General features: G+C 43.9%; 24 protein-coding genes and 1 pseudogene. 6 read left to right on the forward strand and 19 right to left on the reverse strand.

Features of this window, described 5'->3' with window-relative positions:
* Positions 1-76: 76 nt before the first annotated feature.
* From CU635_RS19235 to CU635_RS19265, 6 genes are all read right to left on the reverse strand, one after another.
* Positions 77-2,545, reverse strand: a complete 2,469-nt coding sequence (locus CU635_RS19235; RefSeq protein WP_245917535.1) for a DNA translocase FtsK — start codon at positions 2,543-2,545, stop codon at positions 77-79.
* A gap of 265 nt (positions 2,546-2,810) precedes the next feature.
* On the reverse strand, positions 2,811-3,608 hold the full coding sequence (locus CU635_RS19245) for a DUF1444 domain-containing protein (protein ID WP_101578999.1): 798 nt from the start codon (positions 3,606-3,608) through the stop codon (positions 2,811-2,813).
* 109 nt (positions 3,609-3,717) lie between these two features.
* Positions 3,718-4,032: a thioredoxin family protein gene (locus tag CU635_RS19250; RefSeq protein ID WP_101579000.1), complete on the reverse strand. Its 315-nt coding sequence runs from the start codon at positions 4,030-4,032 to the stop codon at positions 3,718-3,720.
* The gene (locus CU635_RS19255; RefSeq protein ID WP_101579001.1) at positions 4,029-5,051 is read right to left on the reverse strand and encodes a PTS sugar transporter subunit IIC; all 1,023 of its coding nucleotides are present in this window, start codon (positions 5,049-5,051) and stop codon (positions 4,029-4,031) included. Before CU635_RS19255 ends, CU635_RS19250 begins: the two co-directional genes overlap by 4 nt.
* A gap of 310 nt (positions 5,052-5,361) precedes the next feature.
* On the reverse strand, positions 5,362-6,132 hold the full coding sequence (locus CU635_RS19260) for a YhcN/YlaJ family sporulation lipoprotein (RefSeq protein WP_101579002.1): 771 nt from the start codon (positions 6,130-6,132) through the stop codon (positions 5,362-5,364).
* Between the two features lie 138 nt (positions 6,133-6,270).
* On the reverse strand, positions 6,271-6,795 hold the full coding sequence (locus tag CU635_RS19265) for a hypothetical protein (protein ID WP_101579003.1): 525 nt from the start codon (positions 6,793-6,795) through the stop codon (positions 6,271-6,273).
* 158 nt (positions 6,796-6,953) lie between these two features.
* Between CU635_RS19265 and CU635_RS19270 the strand changes: the two are divergent.
* Positions 6,954-7,118, forward strand: a pseudogene (locus tag CU635_RS19270) (YtoQ family protein); the annotation flags it as partial.
* Positions 7,119-7,164: 46 nt separating this feature from the next.
* Here the strand turns inward: CU635_RS19270 and CU635_RS19275 are convergent.
* Positions 7,165-7,680, reverse strand: a complete 516-nt coding sequence (locus CU635_RS19275) for a DUF84 family protein (protein WP_101579005.1) — start codon at positions 7,678-7,680, stop codon at positions 7,165-7,167.
* A gap of 132 nt (positions 7,681-7,812) precedes the next feature.
* Positions 7,813-8,886 (reverse strand): M42 family metallopeptidase, encoded by a 1,074-nt coding sequence (locus CU635_RS19280; protein ID WP_101579006.1) that lies wholly within the window; start codon positions 8,884-8,886, stop codon positions 7,813-7,815.
* 172 nt (positions 8,887-9,058) lie between these two features.
* Between CU635_RS19280 and CU635_RS19285 the strand changes: the two genes are divergently transcribed.
* The gene (locus CU635_RS19285) at positions 9,059-9,373 is read left to right on the forward strand and encodes a PepSY domain-containing protein (RefSeq protein WP_101579007.1); all 315 of its coding nucleotides are present in this window, start codon (positions 9,059-9,061) and stop codon (positions 9,371-9,373) included.
* 122 nt (positions 9,374-9,495) lie between these two features.
* Here the strand turns inward: CU635_RS19285 and CU635_RS19290 are convergent, their stop codons facing one another.
* The 4 genes from CU635_RS19290 to CU635_RS19305 all read right to left on the reverse strand — a co-directional run bounded on the left by CU635_RS19290 (position 9,496) and on the right by CU635_RS19305 (position 11,781).
* Entirely contained in the window at positions 9,496-9,696 is a 201-nt protein-coding gene (locus CU635_RS19290; RefSeq protein WP_101579008.1) for a hypothetical protein, read from the reverse strand.
* A 265-nt stretch (positions 9,697-9,961) separates the two neighbouring features.
* Complete coding sequence (locus tag CU635_RS19295) at positions 9,962-10,336, reverse strand: nucleotide excision repair endonuclease (protein WP_101579009.1); 375 nt, start codon at positions 10,334-10,336, stop codon at positions 9,962-9,964.
* A gap of 266 nt (positions 10,337-10,602) precedes the next feature.
* Positions 10,603-10,803, reverse strand: coding sequence for a cold-shock protein (locus CU635_RS19300; RefSeq protein ID WP_101579010.1), 201 nt, complete (start codon positions 10,801-10,803; stop codon positions 10,603-10,605).
* A gap of 99 nt (positions 10,804-10,902) precedes the next feature.
* Positions 10,903-11,781, reverse strand: coding sequence for a GNAT family N-acetyltransferase (locus tag CU635_RS19305; RefSeq protein ID WP_101579011.1), 879 nt, complete (start codon positions 11,779-11,781; stop codon positions 10,903-10,905).
* A gap of 170 nt (positions 11,782-11,951) precedes the next feature.
* On the opposite strand from CU635_RS19305, the gene CU635_RS19310 reads away from it, so the two are divergent.
* Complete coding sequence (locus CU635_RS19310; protein ID WP_101579032.1) at positions 11,952-12,326, forward strand: hypothetical protein; 375 nt, start codon at positions 11,952-11,954, stop codon at positions 12,324-12,326.
* A 60-nt stretch (positions 12,327-12,386) separates the two neighbouring features.
* On the forward strand, positions 12,387-13,652 hold the full coding sequence (locus CU635_RS19315; protein ID WP_101579012.1) for an erythromycin esterase family protein: 1,266 nt from the start codon (positions 12,387-12,389) through the stop codon (positions 13,650-13,652).
* Between the two features lie 63 nt (positions 13,653-13,715).
* Here CU635_RS19315 and CU635_RS19320 read toward each other — a convergent pair whose 3' ends face one another.
* The gene (locus CU635_RS19320; RefSeq protein WP_101579033.1) at positions 13,716-14,555 is read right to left on the reverse strand and encodes a YtnP family quorum-quenching lactonase; all 840 of its coding nucleotides are present in this window, start codon (positions 14,553-14,555) and stop codon (positions 13,716-13,718) included.
* A 113-nt stretch (positions 14,556-14,668) separates the two neighbouring features.
* The gene (gene trmB / locus CU635_RS19325) at positions 14,669-15,313 is read right to left on the reverse strand and encodes a tRNA (guanosine(46)-N7)-methyltransferase TrmB (RefSeq protein ID WP_101579013.1); all 645 of its coding nucleotides are present in this window, start codon (positions 15,311-15,313) and stop codon (positions 14,669-14,671) included.
* A 198-nt stretch (positions 15,314-15,511) separates the two neighbouring features.
* Between trmB and CU635_RS19330 the strand changes: the two genes are divergently transcribed.
* On the forward strand, positions 15,512-15,790 hold the full coding sequence (locus CU635_RS19330; RefSeq protein ID WP_101579014.1) for a YtzH-like family protein: 279 nt from the start codon (positions 15,512-15,514) through the stop codon (positions 15,788-15,790).
* A 1-nt stretch (position 15,791) separates the two neighbouring features.
* Here CU635_RS19330 and CU635_RS19335 read toward each other — a convergent pair whose 3' ends face one another.
* From CU635_RS19335 to thpR, 5 genes are all read right to left on the reverse strand, one after another.
* Complete coding sequence (locus CU635_RS19335) at positions 15,792-16,562, reverse strand: phosphotransferase family protein (protein WP_101579015.1); 771 nt, start codon at positions 16,560-16,562, stop codon at positions 15,792-15,794.
* 285 nt (positions 16,563-16,847) lie between these two features.
* Entirely contained in the window at positions 16,848-18,998 is a 2,151-nt protein-coding gene (gene pulA / locus CU635_RS19340; RefSeq protein ID WP_101579016.1) for a type I pullulanase, read from the reverse strand.
* Positions 18,995-19,972 (reverse strand): diacylglycerol/lipid kinase family protein, encoded by a 978-nt coding sequence (locus CU635_RS19345; RefSeq protein WP_101579017.1) that lies wholly within the window; start codon positions 19,970-19,972, stop codon positions 18,995-18,997. Before CU635_RS19345 ends, pulA begins: the two co-directional genes overlap by 4 nt.
* Positions 19,973-20,005: 33 nt before the next feature.
* Complete coding sequence (locus CU635_RS19350; RefSeq protein ID WP_101579018.1) at positions 20,006-20,968, reverse strand: NERD domain-containing protein; 963 nt, start codon at positions 20,966-20,968, stop codon at positions 20,006-20,008.
* A gap of 25 nt (positions 20,969-20,993) precedes the next feature.
* Positions 20,994-21,566 (reverse strand): RNA 2',3'-cyclic phosphodiesterase, encoded by a 573-nt coding sequence (gene thpR / locus CU635_RS19355; protein WP_101579019.1) that lies wholly within the window; start codon positions 21,564-21,566, stop codon positions 20,994-20,996.
* A 232-nt stretch (positions 21,567-21,798) separates the two neighbouring features.
* On the opposite strand from thpR, the gene cysK reads away from it, so the two are divergent.
* Positions 21,799-22,734: a cysteine synthase A gene (gene cysK, locus CU635_RS19360; RefSeq protein ID WP_180955662.1), complete on the forward strand. Its 936-nt coding sequence runs from the start codon at positions 21,799-21,801 to the stop codon at positions 22,732-22,734.
* Positions 22,735-22,896: the final 162 nt, after the last annotated feature.

Raw genomic sequence — 22,896 nt, forward strand, 5'->3', positions numbered from 1 at the left:
AATATTGCGGGCAACCCGTTAAGTAAAATAAAGATAACCCTATTCTTCGATACATGCTAATACAGAATAACATTAATTAATCGATTGGACTAGTGTCTTGCAATGCCGCAAGCTCTGTTTCCGTAATCAGGACATCGCGCGGTTTGCTGCCTCGCGTTTCAGATATGTAACCATGCTGTTCCATCATATCAATTAACCTGGCGGCGCGATTATAGCCGATTTTGAAACGGCGCTGCAGGCTTGAAGTCGAAGCAGCCCCATGGCTGACAACAAATTCGCAAGCTTCATAAAAGAGTTCATCTTCCTCTTCGCTCGCCTCGGCTTTTTTCAGCAGTTCTCCCTGTTCAAACAAATAAACAGGCTCCCGCTGGGCGCGCACATGGGAAACAACATCGTCAATTTCAAGATCGGAGACATAGGTTCCCTGCAAACGGACAGGCTTGGATGAGCCATTTTCAAGAAACAGCATATCACCACGGCCAAGCAGCTTTTCAGCGCCGCTTATATCAATAATCGTTCTTGAATCGATTTGCGAAGACACAGAAAAAGCAATCCTTGTTGGCACATTCGCTTTAATCAAACCGGTAATGACATCCACTGACGGTCTTTGTGTCGCAATGATCAAATGAATTCCGCACGCCCGCGCTTTTTGGGCAATCCTGCAAATTGCCTCCTCGACATCTGCCGGCGACATCATCATCAAATCGGCGAGCTCATCGATAATAATCACGATGAACGGCAGCTTATCGGAATAACGCTTGTGCTGGTCTGCCATTTCATTAAAACGGTTAATATCACGGACACCTGTATGGGCAAACAGCTCATAGCGCCGTTCCATTTCCTCCACTGCCCATTTCAGGGCAGCAGTAGCTGCTTTTACATCTGTAATAACTGGACAAACGAGGTGAGGAATATGATTATATGGCGCAAGCTCGACCATTTTCGGATCAATAAGCAGTAATTTTACCTGGTCAGGATCTGCTTTGTACAGCAAGCTGACAAGAATCGTATTGATGCAGACACTTTTTCCGGAACCGGTCGCACCGGCAATCAGGCCATGCGGCATTTTCTTCAAGTCGGTGATAATCGGTAACCCGGATATATCAAGACCGAGAACAGCCGTCAGCGGCGAAACGCTCTCTGTGAACTCACGGCTTTTGATGATTTCACTAATCAAGACCGGACGGCTCTTCTCGTTTGGCACTTCAATTCCGATCGTATGCTTGCCCGGAATCGGTGCTTCAATCCGGATATCTTTGGCAGCGAGGCTTAATTTAATATCATCAGAAAGATTGGTAATTTTATTTACTTTTACTCCGGGATCAGGCTGGACCTCAAAGCGGGTTACGGACGGCCCTTGCACAACATTGACCACCCTTGCACCGACATTAAAATTCTCCAGCGTTTCGTTCAACAGCTGTTCCTGCGCGTACAGCCATTCATCATTCGCTTCATAAACAACAGGCGGCTCAAGTAAATCAAAATCCGGATGCGTGTAGCCTTGAGCGGTTTCCGGTTCTGGTTCAGCTTCTTTAGCCGCGGGATATCGGTTCATTTCGGTGGCGGACTTGTCATAAGAAGCCGCACTTCGACCTGTCTCGCTGCCGGACCGCTTATTGGCTAAAGGAAATTGGTTTTCCTCCAGCTTCTGCTTATCCTGCTTCAGCATAAGGACGTTAAACGGCAAATGCGGCCTTTCTTTCTGTGATTGTGGAGCCTGTGGTTCGGATTGTTGCTCCCCATCTTTCAGGCTCAGGTCATCGACGGTTTTGTCCGCTACCGGAGCAGCTTCGAATCTTTGAATATCAGGAACCTCATTTTCGAAAATTGAATTGCTGCGAGACTCGCTATCTCCCTCAGAGATTAACGTTTCGCTTTCGGAAACAGGTTCGCTTTCTACTTGAAAAATTCGGGATGGAGCTGCTGCCTGTTCGAAAAATGCATCGCGCTGAGTCCTGGATCCGTCCTGAATCGTTAAAGATTCACTTTCAAAAATAGGATTACGATCAGTCTCGATTTTCCCTTGAAGAATTGCCGACCCGCTGTTAGGCGTTTCACGAGCAGCAACATCAGAATCTGCTTTGATATTCTCTCGGTATTTGATTTCAGTTAATTGGCTGTTGTTCGGCTCAAAGCTGCTTATTTCGTGGATGATGGCTTCATCCTTACTTTGTTTGCCAAAGCCAAATACGGGTGGAATTTCAACCGGTCTAAAAGGCTGGCTTGCTTGACTTGACACGGTTGGCATTCGGTTTTTATGTAAAGTTGACTGTTGTTCCCTTTTTTGCTGAATGGTGACGGGACGATTTTTTTTATGCATGCGTTCAGTTCTACTCTGACTCGGCGGCTGTGACTCCTTTTCATCCGGAATAACGGGAAACCGAAACTGCCCTTTAGGATAATGATACGCAACCCTCGTCTCGATATCTTTGCCGCGTCTTTTTTTTATTTCCGGATTAGGCATCCCGGCAAATTCATCTCTATTTGAAAGATATTCGCTCTCTTCGTCTTTAAACATGTGAAGCAACTTTTTAATCCAACTCAAAATCTATCACTCTTTCTTCTTTCTCATATATCATATCTATTTTATCAGTAATTCCTAAAATATCGACATAAAATGAAGGAATGAGCTGATTAATTGAGCTTTTGGAGAATAATACTAGATTGTTATGACTTTTGTAGGATATCCCCCTCGCAGGACAACGGATTGTAAAATAAGTAGATAGATTCGATTTTTCGAATTTAGCGAAAGTGCTCATTGCATTAAAAAAGCATGGCATCGTGCCACGCTTTTTTGATGTGTATATTACTTACTCCCGTTTCCGGTTTTTTCCCAAAATAAAAATCGGCTCAAGCTCGCCGTCCTCGTATAAAAAAGACAGGGCCGTAACCGGCACCCGACCGCTTGCAAAGAAGCTCATCGTCATTTGCGCGAGCACATCGTAGCCTGTGTTATTCTGAATATCTCCGATAATTAACACATCCTGATGCGGAACAGCAACCGTCATCGTTCCGGTGACTTTGCCCTCCATTTCTTTTAAAAACGATTCGTTCAAAATTCTTGACGCGTCATATCCATCATTGGAATTCAAAAAATAGAAGGTGTTGCCTGCCACAGTATCGGTTTTCATCTTGATCGGCAGTGCCCTCGCATTGAACAAAGCAATCTCCCTGACCCGGTTCGCATCCCAGTGTTCCTTTTTTAGCAGCTGTTCGTCAATTAGCCTGTACGTATTGCCCATATCAAAAGCATAATAAACTCTTGTTTCGGCAGTATGTTCATCGTACACAAGCGGAATCCCTTCCTCTGCCTCTGTCGGGAAGGAGGCAGAGCGGATAACCGGATATATGTTCTTTTCTTTCCCGGATAGCTGAACAGATTCTACCATTGCCTGAAGCCCTTCTTCGACATAATAGACGACCTCATCAATCGCTTTATCCTTTTCAATCTGCCATTTAGCGATAATACCCGGCAATGAAATGGTAATTCCTTTCCCGGTGCTTTTGTTCTCAATCCGCAGCGTATCTTTTTCGCTATCAAAAGTAAATGAACGACCCGGATCGCCTAGCCTCTTTTCAAGTTCTTTTCTCAATTTATTGCTATCCAATTTGTATCCTCCTCTAAGGAGCCATGATTATTAATAATTTCTTTTACTTGTTCCAACCGATTAGGAAAACCCCTCCGCCTGCTTGAAGACGGAGGGGCCGTGCATTTGATTATGATAAACCGGCAATGAATGTTTCAATTTCTTCCTGTGTTTTTCTGTCCTTGCTGACGAAGCGGCCCATCTCGCGCCCATTGTCAAATGCGACGAAACTTGGTATCCCAAATATTTCTAGTTCCCCGCAAAGATCTATGAATTCATCCCGATCCACATGAACAAATGTGAAATCGCTGAATTTTGCCTCGACCTCCGGCAAGATCGGCTCAATAACACGGCAATCCGGGCACCAATCAGCTGAAAACATAAAAATATGCTTTCCGCTATCGCGAAGCGCCTGGAATTGCTCAATTGATTCTAGTTTTTTCATTTTCTTTCTCCTCCAATTTGGATTAGCATATCACCTGGTTTGATCCAGTTTTTTTTCCTCATATATTCAGATAATACCAAGCTGACCAATGCAGGTCCAATGATATGCAACAAGGCAACCTTGAGCCAAACTTCACCGCTGAATCCCATTGTCGTGAACGTCATGATTTGGCCAACGAGGCCACTCGTACCCATTCCGGCACCAGCTGCGTTGTTTTCCATCAAAAAAACGGTCGTTCCAAGCGGAGCAAGCAGGGCGCCTGCAATCGTCGGCGGGATTAAAATTAATGGGTTCCTGACTATATTCGGAATTTGCAGCTTTGAGGTTCCGATTCCAATCGCCAACAACCCGCCAATTTTATTTTCCCGGAAGCCGCTGACGGCAAAACCGATCATCTGTGCAGCACAGCCAATCGTGGCTGCCCCGGCGGCAATCCCATGAAGATCAAGCATTAAAGCGAGCGCTGCGCTTGAAATCGGACCGGATAATGCCAATCCGACCAGTACAGCGACAACAATTCCCATCACAATCGGCTTCTGTTCTGTCCCCCACATAATTAAATCGCCAAGTCGGATCATGATAAAGGCAATTCCTGGCCCAATGAAAGCTGCGACAGAATAACCTGTAAAAACAGTTACAAAAGGGGTAACGATAATATCGATTTTTGTTTCCTTACTAACAAGTTTGCCAATTTCTGTAGAGATGATCGCAGCGATGATACTGCCTGCAGGCCCGCCCAATGCTGCTCCCGCTGCTCCGCTAACTATTGCGGAAAACAAAACAAGCGGCGGCGCCTTGAGACCATAAGCAACTGCTGCCCCGATTGCCGGTCCCATCAGTTCCATTGCAGTTGTTCCTATTTGGACGAGATAAGCGATCCCGGCTTGTTCACCAATCGTTTTAATAATAAGTCCAATAATTAAAGATGCAAATAGACCTAAAGTCATGCTGCTCAATGCGTCAATAAAATATACCTTTGGTGAAAGACTTACTCCCTTTCTCTTTAGAAAATCTTTCATCTTGATCCCCCCAAACACAATTTTACATATGTAAAGACACCTGTCGCTTTTTATTCTAAGGCTTGGATGCAGGAAAAGGAAACATATTTTTCAGCAAAGATATTAATTTAACTATTCTGACTATTAGGCGCATGAGGAAAACATAGTTACAAAGCATATTCGACGATTGACGGCTTCACCTTTGGCTTAACATTCAATCAAAAGGACACAGCAGTTAGCAAAAAAGTGAAAAAAATCAATGAAGCCCCCCAGCGTCAGCAGATATCGCGACACAGGAGGGATCATCTTTCGTCAGCAGTTTTCAGAGTGATTAGTCGTCAAAAAGTCCGCGCACTGTATTATTAAAATCTTCAAAAAGGCCTGCATCATTCCCGCCACCCTCAATATCATCCGCATAGCCTGTCAATGTGTCATAAAAATCGGGATTCGTTGAGAGATACACTCGGTGAACATTCCTGTCGGCTGCCCGTACCTGATCGGCTATTTTTTGATCTAATGGTGAATCCACCGGACCATAGTTGTCCTGCTGAATATTCACATTATTGCTGGCTTCATTGCCGGTACCCTGGCCATCGCCTTGGCCAATTCCTTGGTTGTTGCCTTGGTCATTCCCATTATTGCCGGCATCACCATTGCCATCAATTGCACCGTTTTCTGCTAAATTATTAGCAGTTCCGCCTCTTGTGTCCTGAATAACGCCATCCTCAGTGCCATTTGCAGCGTTATTTCCGTTTTCACCACCATTGTTATTGCCAGCTTCACCATTGTTACCGCCGGCACCACCACCATTATTAGCATCATCAGCAAGCCGTACAGCGACATACGCATTATTATTCACAAGAAATACCTGTGCCTGATCTACTTCTTTCATGCGTTCAATATTCCGGGAGGCGCGGTCTGACACTCGCACCCTTTCGTTATTATCGTTGTTATTATTGTTGCCGTTGTTGTCATTATTGTTCCCGACTCTGATCGGCTCGGCGTCATTATTTGCGTTATCACCAGCATTATCACCGATGCCGCAGCCTGTCAAACCGAAGAGAAATAGCGCTGACACGAACAGGATCCATCCTTTTCTCATTGTGCTCACTCCTTAATATGATTTTGCATTCATAGCATGGCTAGTATCAGCAAAACTATTCGGATTTATAACACATATTGACTTTTGGACAATTTATAAATCGCGTCCTCTTAATTGACGGAATGTAAAAAGGAAGGGCTATTTGCTCCCTTCCTTTTCGTTAAATTGCACTGAGCGGATGATTTGTGCCATGATTTCAGCTTCTGATTTCAGGTTTCTTGTTTTCACTTCAGAAGTGATTTTGATCCCGCCATTTCCAATCGTCACTTCATTCTTGTTCTTTTCAAGGTTTTTAATCAGTAAAAACCCAAAGCGATCATCGTCAGCAAAAGTTTTCTTGACATCATACTTCTGCTGCCTGGCAGTTGCCTCGTAAACTACTTGACTATCACTGCCTTCATGCTGGTTATAGAAGAGGAGATACTTTTTTGCCCCATTTTTTAAAACGATATTATTTGCTGCTGCATCTTCTATTTCCATACCAAACGGCAAATGGTATTGGATATCTTCATTTTTTTTATTTGTTTTTTTTGCATCGCTGCGTAAAGCTTTTTCAACAGCAGCTTCTGCAGCTTTTTGCTCTTCCTTTACAGATGCGGAACATGCTCCGAGTAAAAAAACAGCAATCACTAAAAGCAAGGCTGCTTTATAGTGCTTTCTCATACTATTTTCCTCCCTGCAATAGTCACAAATTCTCCTTTCCTATCATACCGTTCTTTTTAATAGGCTGACAAGACATCTTTGTAATTTTCATAACCAGCTTGGTTACATTTTGGTTAAAATGGTAAACTGAAGGAAGATCACTAAAGGAGGTTAGCAGGATGGAGTTAATTGTATACTTGGCCGGTGAGATTCACAGCAGCTGGAGAAAAGACTTAAAGGAAGGCGCTGAAAGGCTGCAGCTCCCTGTTAAATTTGTAGGACCAATGGAGGATCATAGCCGCTCCGATTTGATCGGCGAGGAAATTCTCGGTGAAATGCCAAATAAATTTTCAGTGCCAGCCTCCTAAGGAAGCTGGCACTGTCCTGTCGTTATTCATCGTTTTGCCTGTATATGTACTGCCCGATTAACAGATGCATGATGTGTGAGAACATCGCGGCTCTGTCGACCAAACCGGATGTGAAAATGCCTACCGCACCTGCATTTTTACGGACATTTGTCTTTTTTGCATAATCATCCATCACCGGACCCAACTCTTCCCCGGCCCGCAGCCTTTGCGAAATTTCCTCCGGAAGCACGAATCTTGCCCCTCCCGCGATGATTGGCGGCTTTTCTTGCTGGACAAATGCTCCCCAATTGCATAATAACAAGCCGCTGCTTGATTCTTGCACGCCTCCTTCGAGCCCGATTCCAATATCACATTCGCCTGTTTCGAGTGCAAGAATTGCTCTGTTAACAACCCCCTCAATCGTTTCATCATCACTGAAAGGCTGTTCCCTCACCCCGGAAGGCACATCTGTGCTAATGACTTTTGCCTGAAAATTTGCAAACGCCTGTTGAACGGCCGAGACCTTGGCCGGATTTTTTGATCCAATGATCACCTTCATGATACTGTTCACCCTTTTTGAGTATGGTAAAAGGAGGACTGACCAAGCTCCTCCCCCAAGATCAGCTATTTTGTTTCATAGTTGCAACTTAACTGATGAAGGAAATGCGCGAGAACCGCTATAACCTAATGATCAGCTATTTTGTTTGATTGTCGCAACTGTCGAGCGGTCGCAAGCTTTCATAAGCTTTACCAGCAATTGCTTCGCCGCCGCATAATCATCGACATGGATGATTGAGGCATGGGTATGAATATAGCGGGAACAGATGCCAATCACTGCGCTTGGCACACCTTCATTGGAGATGTGGACACGGCCGGCATCGGTTCCGCCTGGTGATACAAAGTACTGGTATGGAATATCGTTCGTTTCAGCTGTATCAAGAACCAGCTCTCTCATACCGCGATGTGTGACCATCGACCGGTCGAAAATCCGCAATAACGCACCTTTGCCGAGCTGGCCGAACTCGTTTTTGTCGCCTGACATGTCGTTGGCCGGGCTTGCATCAAGGGCAAAAAACAGATCGGGTTTAATCATATTGGCGGCCGTCTGCGCCCCCCTTAGACCAACCTCTTCCTGAACCGTTGCCCCGGAATAAAGCGTATTTGGCAATTTTTCATCCTTAACCTCCTTTAATAGCTCGACCGCCAATCCGCAGCCATAGCGGTTATCCCATGCTTTTGCCAAAATCTTTTTATTATTCGCCATCGGCGTAAACAGACAGATCGGGACGATTTGCTGGCCCGGCTTAATTCCGATGTTGATAGCGTCGTCACGGTCATCTGCACCAATGTCAATCAGCATATTATTGATTTCCATTGGCTTATTCCGTTTCGCTTCGTCCAGCAAATGCGGGGGAATCGATCCGATAACGCCGATAACCGGGCCTCTGTCGGTAATGATTTGCACGAGCTGGGCCAATAACACCTGGCTCCACCATCCGCCTATCGTTTGGAAGCGGATCATGCCGTTATCGGTGATGGATGTCACCATAAAGCCTACTTCATCCATATGGCCTGCCACCATAATCGTTGGCCCGTTTTCCGGCCCTTTTTTCAAGCCGAAAATTCCGCCAAGCTTGTCCTGCACCACCTCATCGGCATATTGACTCAATTGCTCACGCATAAACTTGCGGACTTGATGCTCATTCCCCGCCGTTCCGGGCAGCTCCGTTAACGTTTTAAAAAGCTGTAATGTTTGCTCGTTCATTAACTTACTCCTTCTATCACCATTTTTAGTATGTATATTTTTTATTTTACAGAACTTTCGAACGGCTTACCACCATTGTCATTCGGCAAAATAAATTGTATGTTTATGATTTTTTCCCAGAAAAATATTTGATATGATGAAAAGAGCAATTGAAATCACTGGAGGTGCAATCATGAACTGGAAATCGTTTTTCCTTGGCGTCGGGGTAGGAATCGTGACCGGCTTCGCCGCAAAAGAACTGCTGGCTGAAAACAGCTGCGTTTCTTCCGAAAAAGTCCTTGCCCATGTAAAATCAGAATTCAAAAAAGAAGCCCCAATCAGCGGCTCATGGATCCATATGAAAACAGAACCTTACGAAAAAAACCAGCTGCACTACAACGTCTATCGAGGCGGCATTTCGAGGACCGTCAATGAGGAAGCTGAGCAATATGAGTTTGTAGCCGATGCAAAAACCGGAACAATCCTTGATATTTACCCGATTACTTAAAGAATTTGATTAGGAAAGAAATTCTGGATTATGTAATAATAGCAGCGCAGAACCGTTTACAGATGTTAAAAGCAACTCCTGAACCAAACATTCGGGAGTTGCACTCTTTATTCAGTCCAATTTTAATATGCCCCGTATTGTTGTCCAGGGTACTGATCTAATTGTGCTCTGTAATGATAAGCTCGTGCCTTATGCTCGCTTTCTCTTTCTCCGTAAGTGAAATACGCTCTTGGGTCCTGGGCACAAGCCTCTTTCATCCTCTTAAATTCTTCACATAATCCCAAATGATACAAATACCTGCTGTAAGCATCCTGATGTGGCATAATGAGTCCTCCCTCATAAATGAACCGTTTGTTTTGTTGAACAAGCATTTTACCCAGCAACTGCTGTTCACACGTTTAATTTATGTATAATTCAGAAATAGGTGTTAGGCATTTAATCGCCTGCAAATGACATGGGCTTAAATCGTGGCAGCTATGCACGGGAACCAGTATTTTTGTTGCTAAAAAAAAGACAAACGATACTCCGTCAGAAGTATCGCACATGGTTCAGGGCTAGCTGCCTGTGTTTTATTGATTATCCGATAAATTACTTAAAATATACCTTATCGATATTGTATTTCGCCTGCTGAGTGTTAATAATATACGTTTCATATATTTCGCGCTCCATGGCGCTGTCCACGTAGCAAACGGCAATTTCGTATACTTCGTCCCGATGCTGTTTGATGGGTGAGACATTATCTTCAAAATGTTTCTTTATTCTTTGTCGGAGCTTCCTTGCCTTTCCAACGTATAGTAATTCGTCATTGATGTTAGAGAACATGAAAATTCCGCTTTTATCGCGTGGAATCCGCATATAATCAGTGAAGCCATACACGCTGCTGATTTCCGGCTCCCCTTGCTCACCCAATTGATTGCTTTTAGTGATAACTAAATCAGGAGTCGGTGCTTCTATTCTAATCATTACATTCACTTCCTATTTTCTATGGTGGTGTTCTTACCATTTTTTTATCCGAATCAGAACTTTTTCATTATCGCATAACAATGGCAAAAAATGCATCATCAGATTTTAATACGTCTAGGTATGTATTGCCTGGCACAGCTTTATACTAACATAAACCTTTTACTTTATCTGCCCCCTGCTCCTGTTGCGGAGCAGGGTTATTTTTTATTACAAAATTAAAATAAAAACAGACTCAGGATTTCGAGTCTGTTTAGATGTATCCCTGGTTAGGCCTTATTTACGTTTGTCGCTTGCGGTCCACGCTGGCCATCTTCCACTTCAAAAGTCACTTCCTGGCCTTCGTCCAACGTTTTGTAGCCTTCGCCCTGAATAGCGGAGAAGTGAACAAATACATCCTCTCCATCTTCACGTTCGATGAATCCAAAACCTTTTTCACTGTTAAACCATTTTACTTTTCCGCGTTCCATTTTTTTCCTCCTACATGTAAAAATCAACAAAATTCCAATTTGATTTTGCGTAATTATTATAGCCAGAAAAAACCTTTTATAAACATATGTTGAAATTATTTATGCCTGAGAAGTAACTGGATGCTTGATATGTAGTGGAAATGGCTGACCGCCATTCGTTCTCACAAATAATCCATCATTAATCCTCTTTTTTTCTAACTCGTGTCTTTGGTCATCTGGCGTGTAATGAAAAACAATTGTATCGGTACTGTTCCCACTAATGGCCGATAAAATACCTTCAATATTCACTTGCCTTTTGCTGATAACATCAAAAATATCAATTCGGCTTTGTTGTTTTTTAAAGATGATCATGACTTCTTCCCGGTCGAAATAATAAATATCATGAGGAAACACGTTCATACAATGAAACATTAAAATTTCTCGGGAGTTGTCAGTGCCAAAACGTTGTGACACAGGCACTCTTTCACAAGCAAATTGATAGATAAAATCCAGATCTCCAGTGTTCGTTCCATCTAATTTACGAATATTTGCGCAATCAGAACTACTTGTTGACGTGAATTTCATAGAATATTGCAGTTCGTTCATTGCTTCGAACCCAAACTGCGGATAAAAATCCAGCACGGTCTGATTGGCAAACAGGTAAATAAAATCAACCTCGTCCTGATATTCTTCCAAAACTATATTCATCAAACTCGCGGAAAGACCTTGATTTCGATAGTCTGGATGCGTCATCACAGTTCCGATCTGTACCGCACTTCTTTTTTCACCATCGATAATCAAATCAAGCATATTTACTGACACATTGGCGGCCACCTGATTTCCTGCCAGATAGGAATAGGGAATATATCGATCAGTCCAAAATCCTTTCTCAAACCAGCCTTGAAAATTGATGGCAAAAACATTGTCAGCAAGCTGAAAAAAGCTTTCTCTGAGCTGCTGCTCATTTTTATAATCCTTAATAAATTGAAATGGTTTCATATTATTTCTCTCCTTACTCTAAAGTTCTGGACAGCTTCGTAAATTCCTCTTTTCCCAGCTAATTAAGTTGAAAAACAGGCAGAATAGACATACTTTTCACCTGAAAAGGAATTATACATAAAGGGAGACAGAGCATGGCTAATCCATCATCAACGAGGCAGGGGACAAGCATGGAGAACATTGTTGACGGAATGGAACAAGAAGAGAGAAAACGAATCCAGGAAGAAATTGATCGAATGGCCTTTACGAAAAATTTCCGATCCGCCACAGCTGAAGAATGGTATATCTTTTTGAAGAATTACGAGGATCCCCAGACTGGCGGAGCGGCCGGAAAAGCTATCATTCACTACAACCTTTATGGAAATAAGGATATTTTCATCCATACAACCGTTATTTTTGATGACCCAAAGCTGTATGAGCAGGAAGCCTATCATCTCGTCTACGCCCTTGCAGACGAATTAGTGAACCGTCTTGTCGGTTATGCTGATACTCTATTGTCGGTCCATGCCGGCCCTAATTCTTATCAGGCCGAGTATAAACAATAAAAATGCACAATGAAGCAGATCTCCAAATCACGATTAAAATCATTCAGGAGGCTATTTTCCATGCAAAAAACGCTAACAGACAATATTGAAGAACATGCTATTCCCTTAACACACGAAAATGACCTGGACTTGCTCGTCGAAAAAATAGGAAACGCTAAAATCGTGCTTCTCGGCGAAGCTTCCCATGGAACATCAGAGTTTTATCAAATCAGAGCCGAAATTTCCAAAAAGCTTATTCAGGAGAAAGGCTTTACAATCATTGCCGTCGAAGGAGACTGGCCTTCGTGCATGGAAGTAACCCGCTATATTAAAGGGTATGATCAAAGGTACGAATCCGCTAAACACGCTTTACAATCGTTTAACCGCTGGCCAACCTGGATGTGGGCCAACGAGGAAATTGCCGATTTTGCAGAATGGCTGAAGGATCATAACTCTTCACTTCCCGACCGACAAAAAACTGGTTTTTACGGGCTGGATGTGTACAGTTTATGGGAGTCAATGGAGGAGGTTGTTGATTATCTTGAAGAAATTCAATCACCGGATTTAGAATTGGCGAAAAAAGCATTTACCTGTTTCGAACCTTTTAATCGAAACAATGAGAAATATGCGGTCGCATCGGCGATTTATTCAGAAGGCTGTGTAGAAGAAGTAACCAAGCTGCTGACGCAAATCCGCAGAAACAAAGAACAATATGAGGACGGGGAAGAAAGCGGCTTAAGCCTGAGAGTGAATGCGCTTGTTATGGCTAATGCTGAAAGATATTACAGCTCGATGGTTTTAAACGATGAACAATCGTGGAATATCCGCGATTTGCATATGGTAGAGGCCCTCAAAGAGATTCTCGACTTTTTCGGTTCCGATTCAAAAGTAATTATTTGGGAACACAACACCCATGTCGGCGATGCAAGGGCGACGAACATGATCGACAACGGGACGATCAATGTCGGGCAAGTTATCAGGGAACGAAACAACCCGGACGATGTCTATATTGTCGGTTTCGGAACACATAGCGGAACCGTGATAGCGGCGGACGAGTGGGGCGTGAACATGGAAGTTAAAGACGTTCCCCCTGCGATGCCGGGAAGCTGGGAGGATATGATGCACAGAACCGGCCCATATAATAAAATGCTATTTTTTAATGACGAAAACCGGCCGCTGTTCAGTGAGATAATCGGACACCGCGCAATCGGTGTTGTTTATAATCCGGCCTACGAAAGGTACGGCAATTATGTGCCTTCCGTCATGGCCGAGCGTTACGATGCGTTTATACATGTTGACAGATCAAATGCCCTAAGGCCGTTAATCCTGCAACAAGTCCGAGTTTAACAAGCACTGCCGGGTCAGATTCCGGCAGTGCTTTTTCTTTGAGTGCACACGCTGTAAAATCTCTCACCTTGCCCGTTTTAGCGCCTCGGTAATTTTGCCGTTTTCATTCCATTTAACAGCACGGTAAAAGGGATCATGATAAAAAGAAAACCAGGCATTTTTCGATTTTCCAAATTCGATCCACTCCTGTTTCCCACGGATTGAGTCCATTGGATAATCATCATAGGCGAGAACCCATAATGGATTTTGGTGGGCATGGGTAGGCATGAGATCAGCCATATGGACGATAAATTCAGGACCTGAATTAATAATGACAATACTGTGCCCCTCACTGTGTCCACCTGTATGGACCATTTTGATGGAAGGTGTTGACCATTCTTTTTCAAACGTTTCGACCTGGTCCTGAACCGCCAGCCAATTCTCCTGCCAGTATGTATTCCGGGAGCGGATATTCGGCTGTCGCATTTCGTTCCATTCCGTCTCGGAAGTGATGATTTTTGCATTTGGAAACACGGAAACATGCCCGTCGTTCTCCGGCTTCGTTAGCCCGCACGCATGGTCAAAATGCATGTGCGTCATCAGGACAATGTCAATATCCTCCGGTGTTAAACCTTTGTCGATTAACGACCGTTCCAGCTTTGATTCCTCGGTTACTCCATAATTCCTTTTCTGCTTTTCGGACAGCTTCCCCGCGCCAAGCCCTGACTCAATTAAAATGTTCTTCCCATCTGCTTCGACCAAAATCGGGTCGGTGCGCAATTCGATTTGATTGTTTTCGTTACACGGATAATATTTGGACCAGAGTGGTTTTGGCACGACGCCAAACATCGCTCCTCCATCAAGATGGGTAACCCCGCCATTCATCCATGTCAGCTGCAAGCCGTTAAGCTGTAAACTTTCCATATCCATCACCCTTGCCTCGTGTTTTCTTTAGTGTACCATTGCAAATAAATGATGAAAAATATTTGAAAGTGCTCGCCAGAACAAGAACCCGGCCAACATGCACCGGGCTCCTGCTATTTCTTTCGGTATTGGACTTCACAGCGATAAATACGGTTGCCTTTTTTAGAGAATTTTTCTTCATACTCCGTCATAATATTTCCTTCGAAATCACTATTGTGCAGATCAAGGCTGACAAATTTCAAAAGCATGCCGTATTCTGAAAAACTCGTTAATGAATATTCAAACAAGCCTTGATTATCGGTTTTTAAATGGATTTCACCATTTTTGGGCATAATGCCTTCATAAAGGCTGAGAAACGTTTTATAGGTTAATCGCCGCTTGTGATGCCGTATTTTTGGCCACGGGTCGGAAAAATTGAGATAAATCCGCTCAACCTCGCCATTTGCGAAAAACGATTTTAAATCGGCCGCATTAACATTTAACAGCTTCACGTTCGGCAGCTCAGCTTCAATCAACCGGTCAAGGGCAGAGACGATCACGCTTTGCTGAAATTCGATCCCTACGTAATTGATATCGGGATTTACTCTTGCCATTTCGGTAATAAATCGACCTTTGCCAGTCCCGATCTCAATATGAAGAGGCTGGTTCTCTGCAAAGGCGTTACCCCAGTTTCCTTTTACCGCTTCCGGGTCAGCGACAACGTACTGTGGATACTGCTCTATTTTATCCTTTGCCCAAGGTTTATTTCTAAGTCTCAAGTTCAGACACCCCTAAAAAATAATATCGTTCAAACCATATCATTCATTTATGTGGCATGCAACCCCGCGAAATGAAGTGGGTTTTGAATTTGTGGCACCATGCATAAACAGAAAAAGGAATCCACAAGCTAATTGTGAATTCCTTGAACATGCCGCAACTAAAGTCCATACTCGAAGATTTCGAAAGGGTGTATACAAATGCCGCTCAATCAGCAGCATCAAGTTGATCTATTAAAAGATATATTGAGTAATCACCGCACAGATTGCAGCGGTTCTATTGCTGAATGTGAACAGTTGGAACGCCTCGTTAAGTCGCTTATGGTCAATACTGAAATCAACCAGGATGTTAAAAATATTCTTCAGGAAATTTATGATTACAGCCAGCATGGCATTCAGGCCCGCAATTTAAATGCACACATTGAATCCAATCAAGGTCAATTGTCCGCATGGGTTAATGAGATTAATCAGCTTTCCTGACTTATATTTCGTCTAAATAGTCGATCCATCTTTCCATTTCAGAGAATCGCCCTTTCGTTTTATACCATTGAATGGATGTCAGCGTTTGCGCATACACATACCATTTCATCCGAAGACCAAGTTCTTTTGTCAGTTCGATACCGTAACGATTGAGCCAGTCTTCCCAGTTCTCGCGGGGCACATACCAGTTAAGCAGCTGGCCTAAATCAATCGCAGGATCGGCTATCATCGCTTCGTCCCAGTCGATCAAATACAGTTGGTTGTCTTCCGTCAGCAACCAGTTGTTATGGTTGACATCACAATGGCAAACGACCATGTCCGGGCAGGAAACGTTTCCGACCTCTTCCTTTAGAAAAGAGATGGATCGCTTCACAGACGGGAGCATTAACACCTCCGGGTCCAGCTCACCTTCAATCATATCGAGTAAGGTATCGGCATAGAGCGGTGTCTTTCCGAGCCTTTCAAGCATTCCGAGCAGCGGCTTTGATTGATGGATTTTCCTGAGTAGCCTGGCAATCCGTTCTTCAATCATTTCAGCAGGCTTGAGCTCTCTGCCGTTTAACCACTGCTGTGCGGTAATCACGTCTCCATTCTCAAGCCGTTTTGTCCAAACAAGCTTTGGGACGATCCCTTCCGCTGATAAAACGGCAAGAAAAGGTGAAGAATTACGCTTTAAGAAAAGTCTCTCTTCTTCATTCTGTGCAATAAATGCCTCTCCTGTAGCCCCGCCTGCCGGGATGATTTCCCAGCCTTGTCCAAATAAATGTTCCAAATGGTTCACCTTCAATTTATGCTGTTCTTGCGGCGATTATTGGCAAACCGCCTGAACCTGATTCTGTCCAACTTCCTGCAGTACCTTATATAGGATGCTCCCGGAAAGTATCTCCCTGTTGCTTCAAAGGCTCATCTACATGCCATTAATGTCCATTTTAATTTAACTATTCATCTGTGAAATAAAAAAGACAGCTACTGAAGCATACCTTCACAATAGCTATCTTTTAAATTTTATATCCAGAGAGGTATATCGTCAAGTCCATCTCCACCTACTTGAAAAATATCAGCGCACAAGAATATAAATGCTTGCTGATTGCATGTTAAGCGAACTCCCTTCAACAGAAAAGAAAGGGCGTGTTGCAGCTTTTTCATGATTGGCAAGGCCTTGCCACCCTCCACGGTTCCCAAGCTCAACGACAACATCCGCTAAAGTAGGGTTGAAAATAACGAGAATCGTATTCCAGCAACCAAAATCGCCGACGTCCTTTAACAGATAGCCAAGTATCGGTTTCGGCATCGGAATAAACTCGACATGGCGGCGAATCATCTCGGCGCTTGGCAAGCGAAAAGCCCGGTGCGATTTTCTGATTCCAATCATGTTTCTGATATATTCCACATTGTCTTTATGCGTGATTTTCCGCTCCCAATCAAGCTGATTGATCAAGTCCGGAGATCGGTAACTATTACCAATTTCTTTTTTAGTCCTGAAAAATTCCTGGCCGCTGTGCAAAAAAGGAATCCCCTGAGCGAGAATCACCATCGCGGTCGCGAGCCGATGATATTTTCTCCGGATATGTTCGGGTGTCTCCCCTTCACATTTCATCAGCTTATCCCAAAGCGTATGATTATCATGGGATTCCACATAATTCACAGATTGGCAAGGTTCGAGAAAAATTCCCCGTTCTTTTTTCTCAAGGCCAACGCTGCCGGCAAGCACTTGCTTTGCTGCTTCGTAATAATGCTCATTGCCAAGCGCATAGCCGCGGTCATAAATATTAAACGTACTTCCCTTTATCGAATCGCGAAACCAGTCGTTAAACTGTGCGATGCCGGGCATCTGATGCTGATTATGAAGATTCGCTTTTTTGTCCGGGTCAAGCGGAGTGTTTAAGTCCCAGCCTTCTCCGAGCAGCAGGGCTCCCGGATATATCTCGACGACTGCTTTTCTGATTTGGTTCATAGTCTCAACATCAAAAATCCCCATTAAATCGAAGCGAAAACCATCAATATGATATTCCTTCAGCCAAAAGCGGATCGAATCAATGATAAATTTTCTGACCATCGCTCTTTCGGTCGCAATATCATTGCCTACTCCCGTCCCATTTGAAGGCATGCCATCTTCACCATGTCGAAAAAAATAACCCGGAACAATTTTTTCAAAAGATGACTGTTCGCGTTTATATACATGGTTATAGACGACGTCCATAATGACACGCAGCCCCTGCTCATGGACGGATGAAATCATTCTTTTGAGCTCGCGGATCCGCTCATACGGGTTTTCTGGATCGAGGGAATAGCTGCCGTCCGGAGCATTAAAATGGACTGGATTATAGCCCCAGTTGTACTCCGCTCCTTTTTCCAGTTCATCGACTTCTTCAAAATCGTTAAAGGGCAGAAATTCAATATGTGTAACACCAAGGCTTTTTATATAGGAAAGGCATGTCGGCTCGCCGTCATTGCCGGTTGTATTAGTCTCCCCTGCACCCAAATATGATCCTTTTTGAGTCACACCGCTAGCTGGATGAATCGTTAAGTCGCGGATATGTGTCTCATAGATGACCGCGTCGACGGGATGATCAAATGGTGGAAGTCCAACTTTGTCCGTTCTTGTTTTTTCAATATCAATGATGACTCCATGGTGCCCGTTCGCCGTGACAGCAATCGCATATGGATCGTCGGCATCTTTCCATTCAAGATTGATACAAACAAGAAAAGAATATCGAAACCCCTCTAAATTGCCGATAACTTCAGCTGACCATATACCCCTTTCGCAACGCTTCATCGGAATCGTATCAGCATCTTCATTGTCAAACTTTTTCAAGCTTAGCCTTACGTTAGAGGCAGTTGGCGCCCACAGCTTAAAGATGGATTTTTCAGGTGTGAATCGGACCCCGAGATCATCACCATCATAAAAAAATTTCTCATCAAACGCAGCCGTTCGGATAACGGCCCCGACTTGCAGGTCCGTCAGTCCCCCATATTCATCGATAATCGAATAATTACGGCCCAACTCCAGTTCATTGCCGGAGCGGCAAATATATTTTACCGCATCATCCAAATAGACCTTCTCTTCAATAAAAAGCTCAACGCGATTCCCATCAGTTTCGAGCATAAAAGAAGATGAAGCGCCTTCATGGTAGTCAAAGGGCAGCAGAACCGTAATACTCGTAAAATCGTCTATATAGGCGAAAAAATCGCGCTTGATTGAAATCATCCTGGATTCATCTCCTTCACATCCCGCTCCTCTCTGTGCAGGTTCCTCGCGCTGATCGGAAGAACGGCAGGACAAACCTGGACCTGAATGGGCGTCTTCCCAATAATTTCCCCATCAGCATGAACCATATAAGGCGATGCGGAGTTGATCGTGACGGTTCGTCCCTTGAAGCTATCTACCTCCTTAAAACGCAGATGTCCGCCATAGAAAACTGTTCCAAATACAAGCAGCAGCTTCCACCTTGGCAAGCTGTGAACAACCGTCACGTTTAAAAGCCCGTCATCCGGCATCGCATCTGGAGCGATTTTCATGCCCCCACCATAAAAAGGCTGGTTCGAGACGGTCACAAACCATACAGAATTAAAGCGATATTCTTTTCCGTCAACGGTTAGTTCGAGGGGACTGCGCCGGAAAGACACAAGTGTTTTAAGGAGAATATAAACATAAATTAGCCGGCCGATTGAGAGACGATTCAATATTCCTTTAAGGGGGGATGAATTTGCCGCGTCGGAAACAAGGGCATCAAAACCCGCCCCCATATTATTAACAAAGTATGTTTCATGTTGCTGTTCATTCACGATTTTTCCAATATCAATGTAACGCGGCAGGCTTTTTCGCTGCCTGAGCAAGATAGTTAAAGCATTTAGAGGATTTTTTGGAATTGAAAATCCGCGGCTGAAATCATTTCCCGATCCGCCGGGAATAAAGCCAATCCTGACATTTTGATAAGCGACAGCTCCGTTAATCATCTCATGCAATGTTCCATCTCCCCCGACAGCGGCTAACACGATGTCCGCCCCGTCCGAGTTTTTCGCTATCGATTGTGCCAGTTCCTTTGCATGTCCGGGATATTCCGTAAAAAACGCCAAATAAGCTATGTGTTTCTCTTGCAGCTCCATTTCAATCTTGTTCCATACTATTTGGCACCGTCCATTTCCGGCACGCGGATTCACAATAAAATAAATTTTCCCCATCGTCGTTTCCTCTTCGGCACTTAGCGTCCGTGTTTATTTTTCATCACTGGCATCCCATTCCATTCGTCTCATACTGGATGTTTGGCAATATTCCAGCAACGCCTGGGCTGCTTTTAACTGCTGGGCTTTAAGCGGTGATCGCTGTTTGCGCATTGATTGGAACCATTCCTGAAAGCTGCGTTTCTCGATAAAACGGATATCATATGGAGCAGATGGAAAATCGATATACCCGTTTCTCGAAAGGATCATTTTTTGAACAGGAAGATCGATATCATATAGTTTCAATATCTTTTTAATAACTTTCTCCGTCCGGTTTAAGGCAAGCAACGGACTCAAGATGTTTTGCTCCTTCATTTGATGGCGCTTTATCCAGAATCGCTCTGTTGAACCGGAAAATACCGCATTCTCTTCTTCCTCAAGAAAAGATATGCACAATACACCAGACGGCCTGATCAGGACACTTTCTACCTCGACCGGCGCCTGCTTCAATAGAAACACAGGCTTGTATAAAACTAAAAAAGTATCAGGAAAGCGCTGCAGGAAAAACTTTAGCCGTTCGTCATAATAGAATTTCTGCTCTACATCCGACTTTTCCAGAATCGTTGTACTTGCCCATTTCATTTGAAAACGGAACAGCTGGTCAAGGAAATGCTTTTTCAAATCTTCGACTGTTTCCGGTTTGGACGGCAGCGAGGGCGTGAACAACATGCCCCCATCTTCATCGGAATCTGCACCTTCATCTCCTTCGACGATGGTTTCCGTTTCCGGCTCCTTCTCCGCGATTCGCAAAAATCCTTTTATTTTATGAAAGAGCGGTTTATGATCATCTTCAAGCCAAGCGGCTGATTGATCAACGTTGTCTTTAGCGTCTGTTTCCCAGTTCACAAGCAGTTTTTCCCACTGCTGTTTTTTTAACCTGACAAACCGGGAAGGATAAAGAAATATATTTTGTTCATAGCGTGATACATAATCTTGCAGCTTAATGAGCTGTCCCATATAGATAAACCTGCCTTTAATTATTTCATTCAATATGTAAGGGGAATGTCGCAAACGCCCGATATTTAGGCGTATTCCCTGGATGTATCCTATATAAAACCACTTCTGTTGCCAAAAACGAAAGCGGCTCTGTTTCAAGAATATTTTTTTCCTTAAGCTGATGCGGATCTAACCGTTCTGGCCCCGACCAGTTTCTCGCCAGTGTAATATGTGGCGCAAAAGGCCTTGTTTCGAGTGAATACCCGGCTCTTTCACAGGCAGAAAACACTAAATCCCGGACCTCATGAAGGCGATCTTCCCTTATCAATCCGGCCCAGAAAACCCGTGGCGAGTCTTTTTTTCCAAATACACCGATATGGTCGATTGTCAGTCGAAATGCGCCGACATTCGTTAACGCCTGATTCGTAAGTTCGATCGTCTTCGCAATCTTCTCATCGGATGAAGCACCGAGAAAGGCGAGCGTAACGTGAAAATCTTCTTCATGAACCCATTTTGCAAAAGGAAAATCCTCGCCGAGCTGCTTTGCTGTTTCATTGAGTTGCTGTTTCGTCTCCTTCGGCAGGCTTACTGCGATAAAATAATGCGGTTGATTACCCATTGGTTAGACGCCCTTTCATCGATAACTTTTACCTATTCTAGCAAAATCCTCTCCCAAATCGCAGAAGCTTAAACCCGGCTCTTGTTTGCAGGGCTCGCAGCTCAAGTCCTTCGATTTGCGAATTCAGGCTTTTTTATCGTATGATTTATTATATAAAATAAATTGGCTCTTCCAAACTGAGGGAGAAGCATTTAATCATACTTCCTATACTATTTTACCGAAAGGGACGAACATTGTGAAAGTAGTAAATAATATTGCTGAATTAATCGGTGATACACCACTCGTAAAATTAAACCGGCTAGCACCTGTCGGTGGTGCATCCGTCTACTTAAAGCTCGAATTTTTCAACCCAAGCAAAAGTGTAAAAGACCGGGCAGCATACCATATGATAGTCCTTGCCGAAAAAGAAGGCAAACTAAAGCCCGGCTCAACGATCATCGAACCGACAAGCGGCAATACCGGAATCGGTTTGGCGATGAACGCGGCTGCACGGGGATACAAGGCGATTTTGGTGATGCCGGATACGATGACCCAGGAAAGAATCAATCTTCTTAAAGCCTATGGGGCCGAAGTCGTATTAACTCCCGGTGATGAAAAAATGCCTGGTGCTATTTTAAAAGCAAGAGAACTGACCGAGCAAATTCCCGACAGTTTCATGCCGATGCAGTTTGAGAATGAAGCAAACCCCGACGCGCACCGCCATTCGACTGCTCTTGAAATCATTGCAGCCATGGATGAGCTCGGCAAAACTTTGTCAGCATTCGTGGCAACATCCGGTACAGGCGGAACGATAACCGGTACTGGCGAAGTGCTGCGCAGCCATTATCCTGATTTAAAAGTCCATGTCGTTGAACCAGCCGGTTCTCCAGTTCTATCCGGCGGCCAGCCCGGCAAACATAAGCTCGTCGGCACAAGCCCCGGGTTTATTCCAGAAATATTGAATGAGGATGTCTACGATCAAATTCATCAAATTAAGGATGAAGAAGCTTACGACATTACGCGGCGCCTTGCCAGAGAAGAAGGAATTCTGGTTGGCCCGTCTTCAGGAGCCGCCTGCTTTGCTGCGATTGAAACAGCTAAGAAGTTGACACCCGACGATGTAGTCGTCTGCATCGTGGCCGATACTGGTGAAAGGTATTTATCAAGCGATTTGTTCCGGTTTGAATAAACATTGGAACTGTTTTAGTTTCGATTTAAATGATAAATTGAGCCGTTTTAGTTCAATTTGAATAGAATTGACCCTTTTCAGGAAAAAAAGCTTGAAATATAGGCGGCTAGCGGTATTTTGATTACAGATATTTACATTAAAATACAAAATTTTACATTTGCA

The sequence above is a fragment of the Bacillus canaveralius genome, from assembly GCF_002860125.1.
In the GTDB taxonomy this organism is placed as follows: Bacteria; Bacillota; Bacilli; order Bacillales; family Cytobacillaceae; genus Bacillus_BJ; species Bacillus_BJ canaveralius.

Bases quoted from the DNA above. Each gene is read 5' to 3' on its own strand.
- CU635_RS19310 (WP_101579032.1), top strand. From the start codon at position 11,952: ATGGAGAACATTGTTGACGGAATGGAACAAGAAGAGAGAAAACGAATC.
- CU635_RS19345 (WP_101579017.1), bottom strand. From the start codon at position 19,972: ATGGGGAAAATTTATTTTATTGTGAATCCGCGTGCCGGAAATGGACGG.
- CU635_RS19285 (WP_101579007.1), top strand. From the start codon at position 9,059: ATGAACTGGAAATCGTTTTTCCTTGGCGTCGGGGTAGGAATCGTGACC.
- CU635_RS19330 (WP_101579014.1), top strand. From the start codon at position 15,512: ATGCCGCTCAATCAGCAGCATCAAGTTGATCTATTAAAAGATATATTG.
- CU635_RS19260 (WP_101579002.1), bottom strand. From the start codon at position 6,132: ATGAGAAAAGGATGGATCCTGTTCGTGTCAGCGCTATTTCTCTTCGGT.
- CU635_RS19320 (WP_101579033.1), bottom strand. From the start codon at position 14,555: ATGGAAAGTTTACAGCTTAACGGCTTGCAGCTGACATGGATGAATGGC.
- CU635_RS19290 (WP_101579008.1), bottom strand. From the start codon at position 9,696: ATGCCACATCAGGATGCTTACAGCAGGTATTTGTATCATTTGGGATTA.
- CU635_RS19275 (WP_101579005.1), bottom strand. From the start codon at position 7,680: ATGAAGGTGATCATTGGATCAAAAAATCCGGCCAAGGTCTCGGCCGTT.
- CU635_RS19315 (WP_101579012.1), top strand. From the start codon at position 12,387: ATGCAAAAAACGCTAACAGACAATATTGAAGAACATGCTATTCCCTTA.
- thpR (WP_101579019.1), bottom strand. From the start codon at position 21,566: ATGGGTAATCAACCGCATTATTTTATCGCAGTAAGCCTGCCGAAGGAG.
- CU635_RS19265 (WP_101579003.1), bottom strand. From the start codon at position 6,795: ATGAGAAAGCACTATAAAGCAGCCTTGCTTTTAGTGATTGCTGTTTTT.
- CU635_RS19255 (WP_101579001.1), bottom strand. From the start codon at position 5,051: ATGAAAGATTTTCTAAAGAGAAAGGGAGTAAGTCTTTCACCAAAGGTA.
- CU635_RS19295 (WP_101579009.1), bottom strand. From the start codon at position 10,336: ATGATTAGAATAGAAGCACCGACTCCTGATTTAGTTATCACTAAAAGC.
- CU635_RS19350 (WP_101579018.1), bottom strand. From the start codon at position 20,968: ATGGGACAGCTCATTAAGCTGCAAGATTATGTATCACGCTATGAACAA.
- CU635_RS19250 (WP_101579000.1), bottom strand. From the start codon at position 4,032: ATGAAAAAACTAGAATCAATTGAGCAATTCCAGGCGCTTCGCGATAGC.
- CU635_RS19300 (WP_101579010.1), bottom strand. From the start codon at position 10,803: ATGGAACGCGGAAAAGTAAAATGGTTTAACAGTGAAAAAGGTTTTGGA.
- CU635_RS19280 (WP_101579006.1), bottom strand. From the start codon at position 8,886: ATGAACGAGCAAACATTACAGCTTTTTAAAACGTTAACGGAGCTGCCC.
- pulA (WP_101579016.1), bottom strand. From the start codon at position 18,998: ATGATTTCAATCAAGCGCGATTTTTTCGCCTATATAGACGATTTTACG.
- CU635_RS19305 (WP_101579011.1), bottom strand. From the start codon at position 11,781: ATGAAACCATTTCAATTTATTAAGGATTATAAAAATGAGCAGCAGCTC.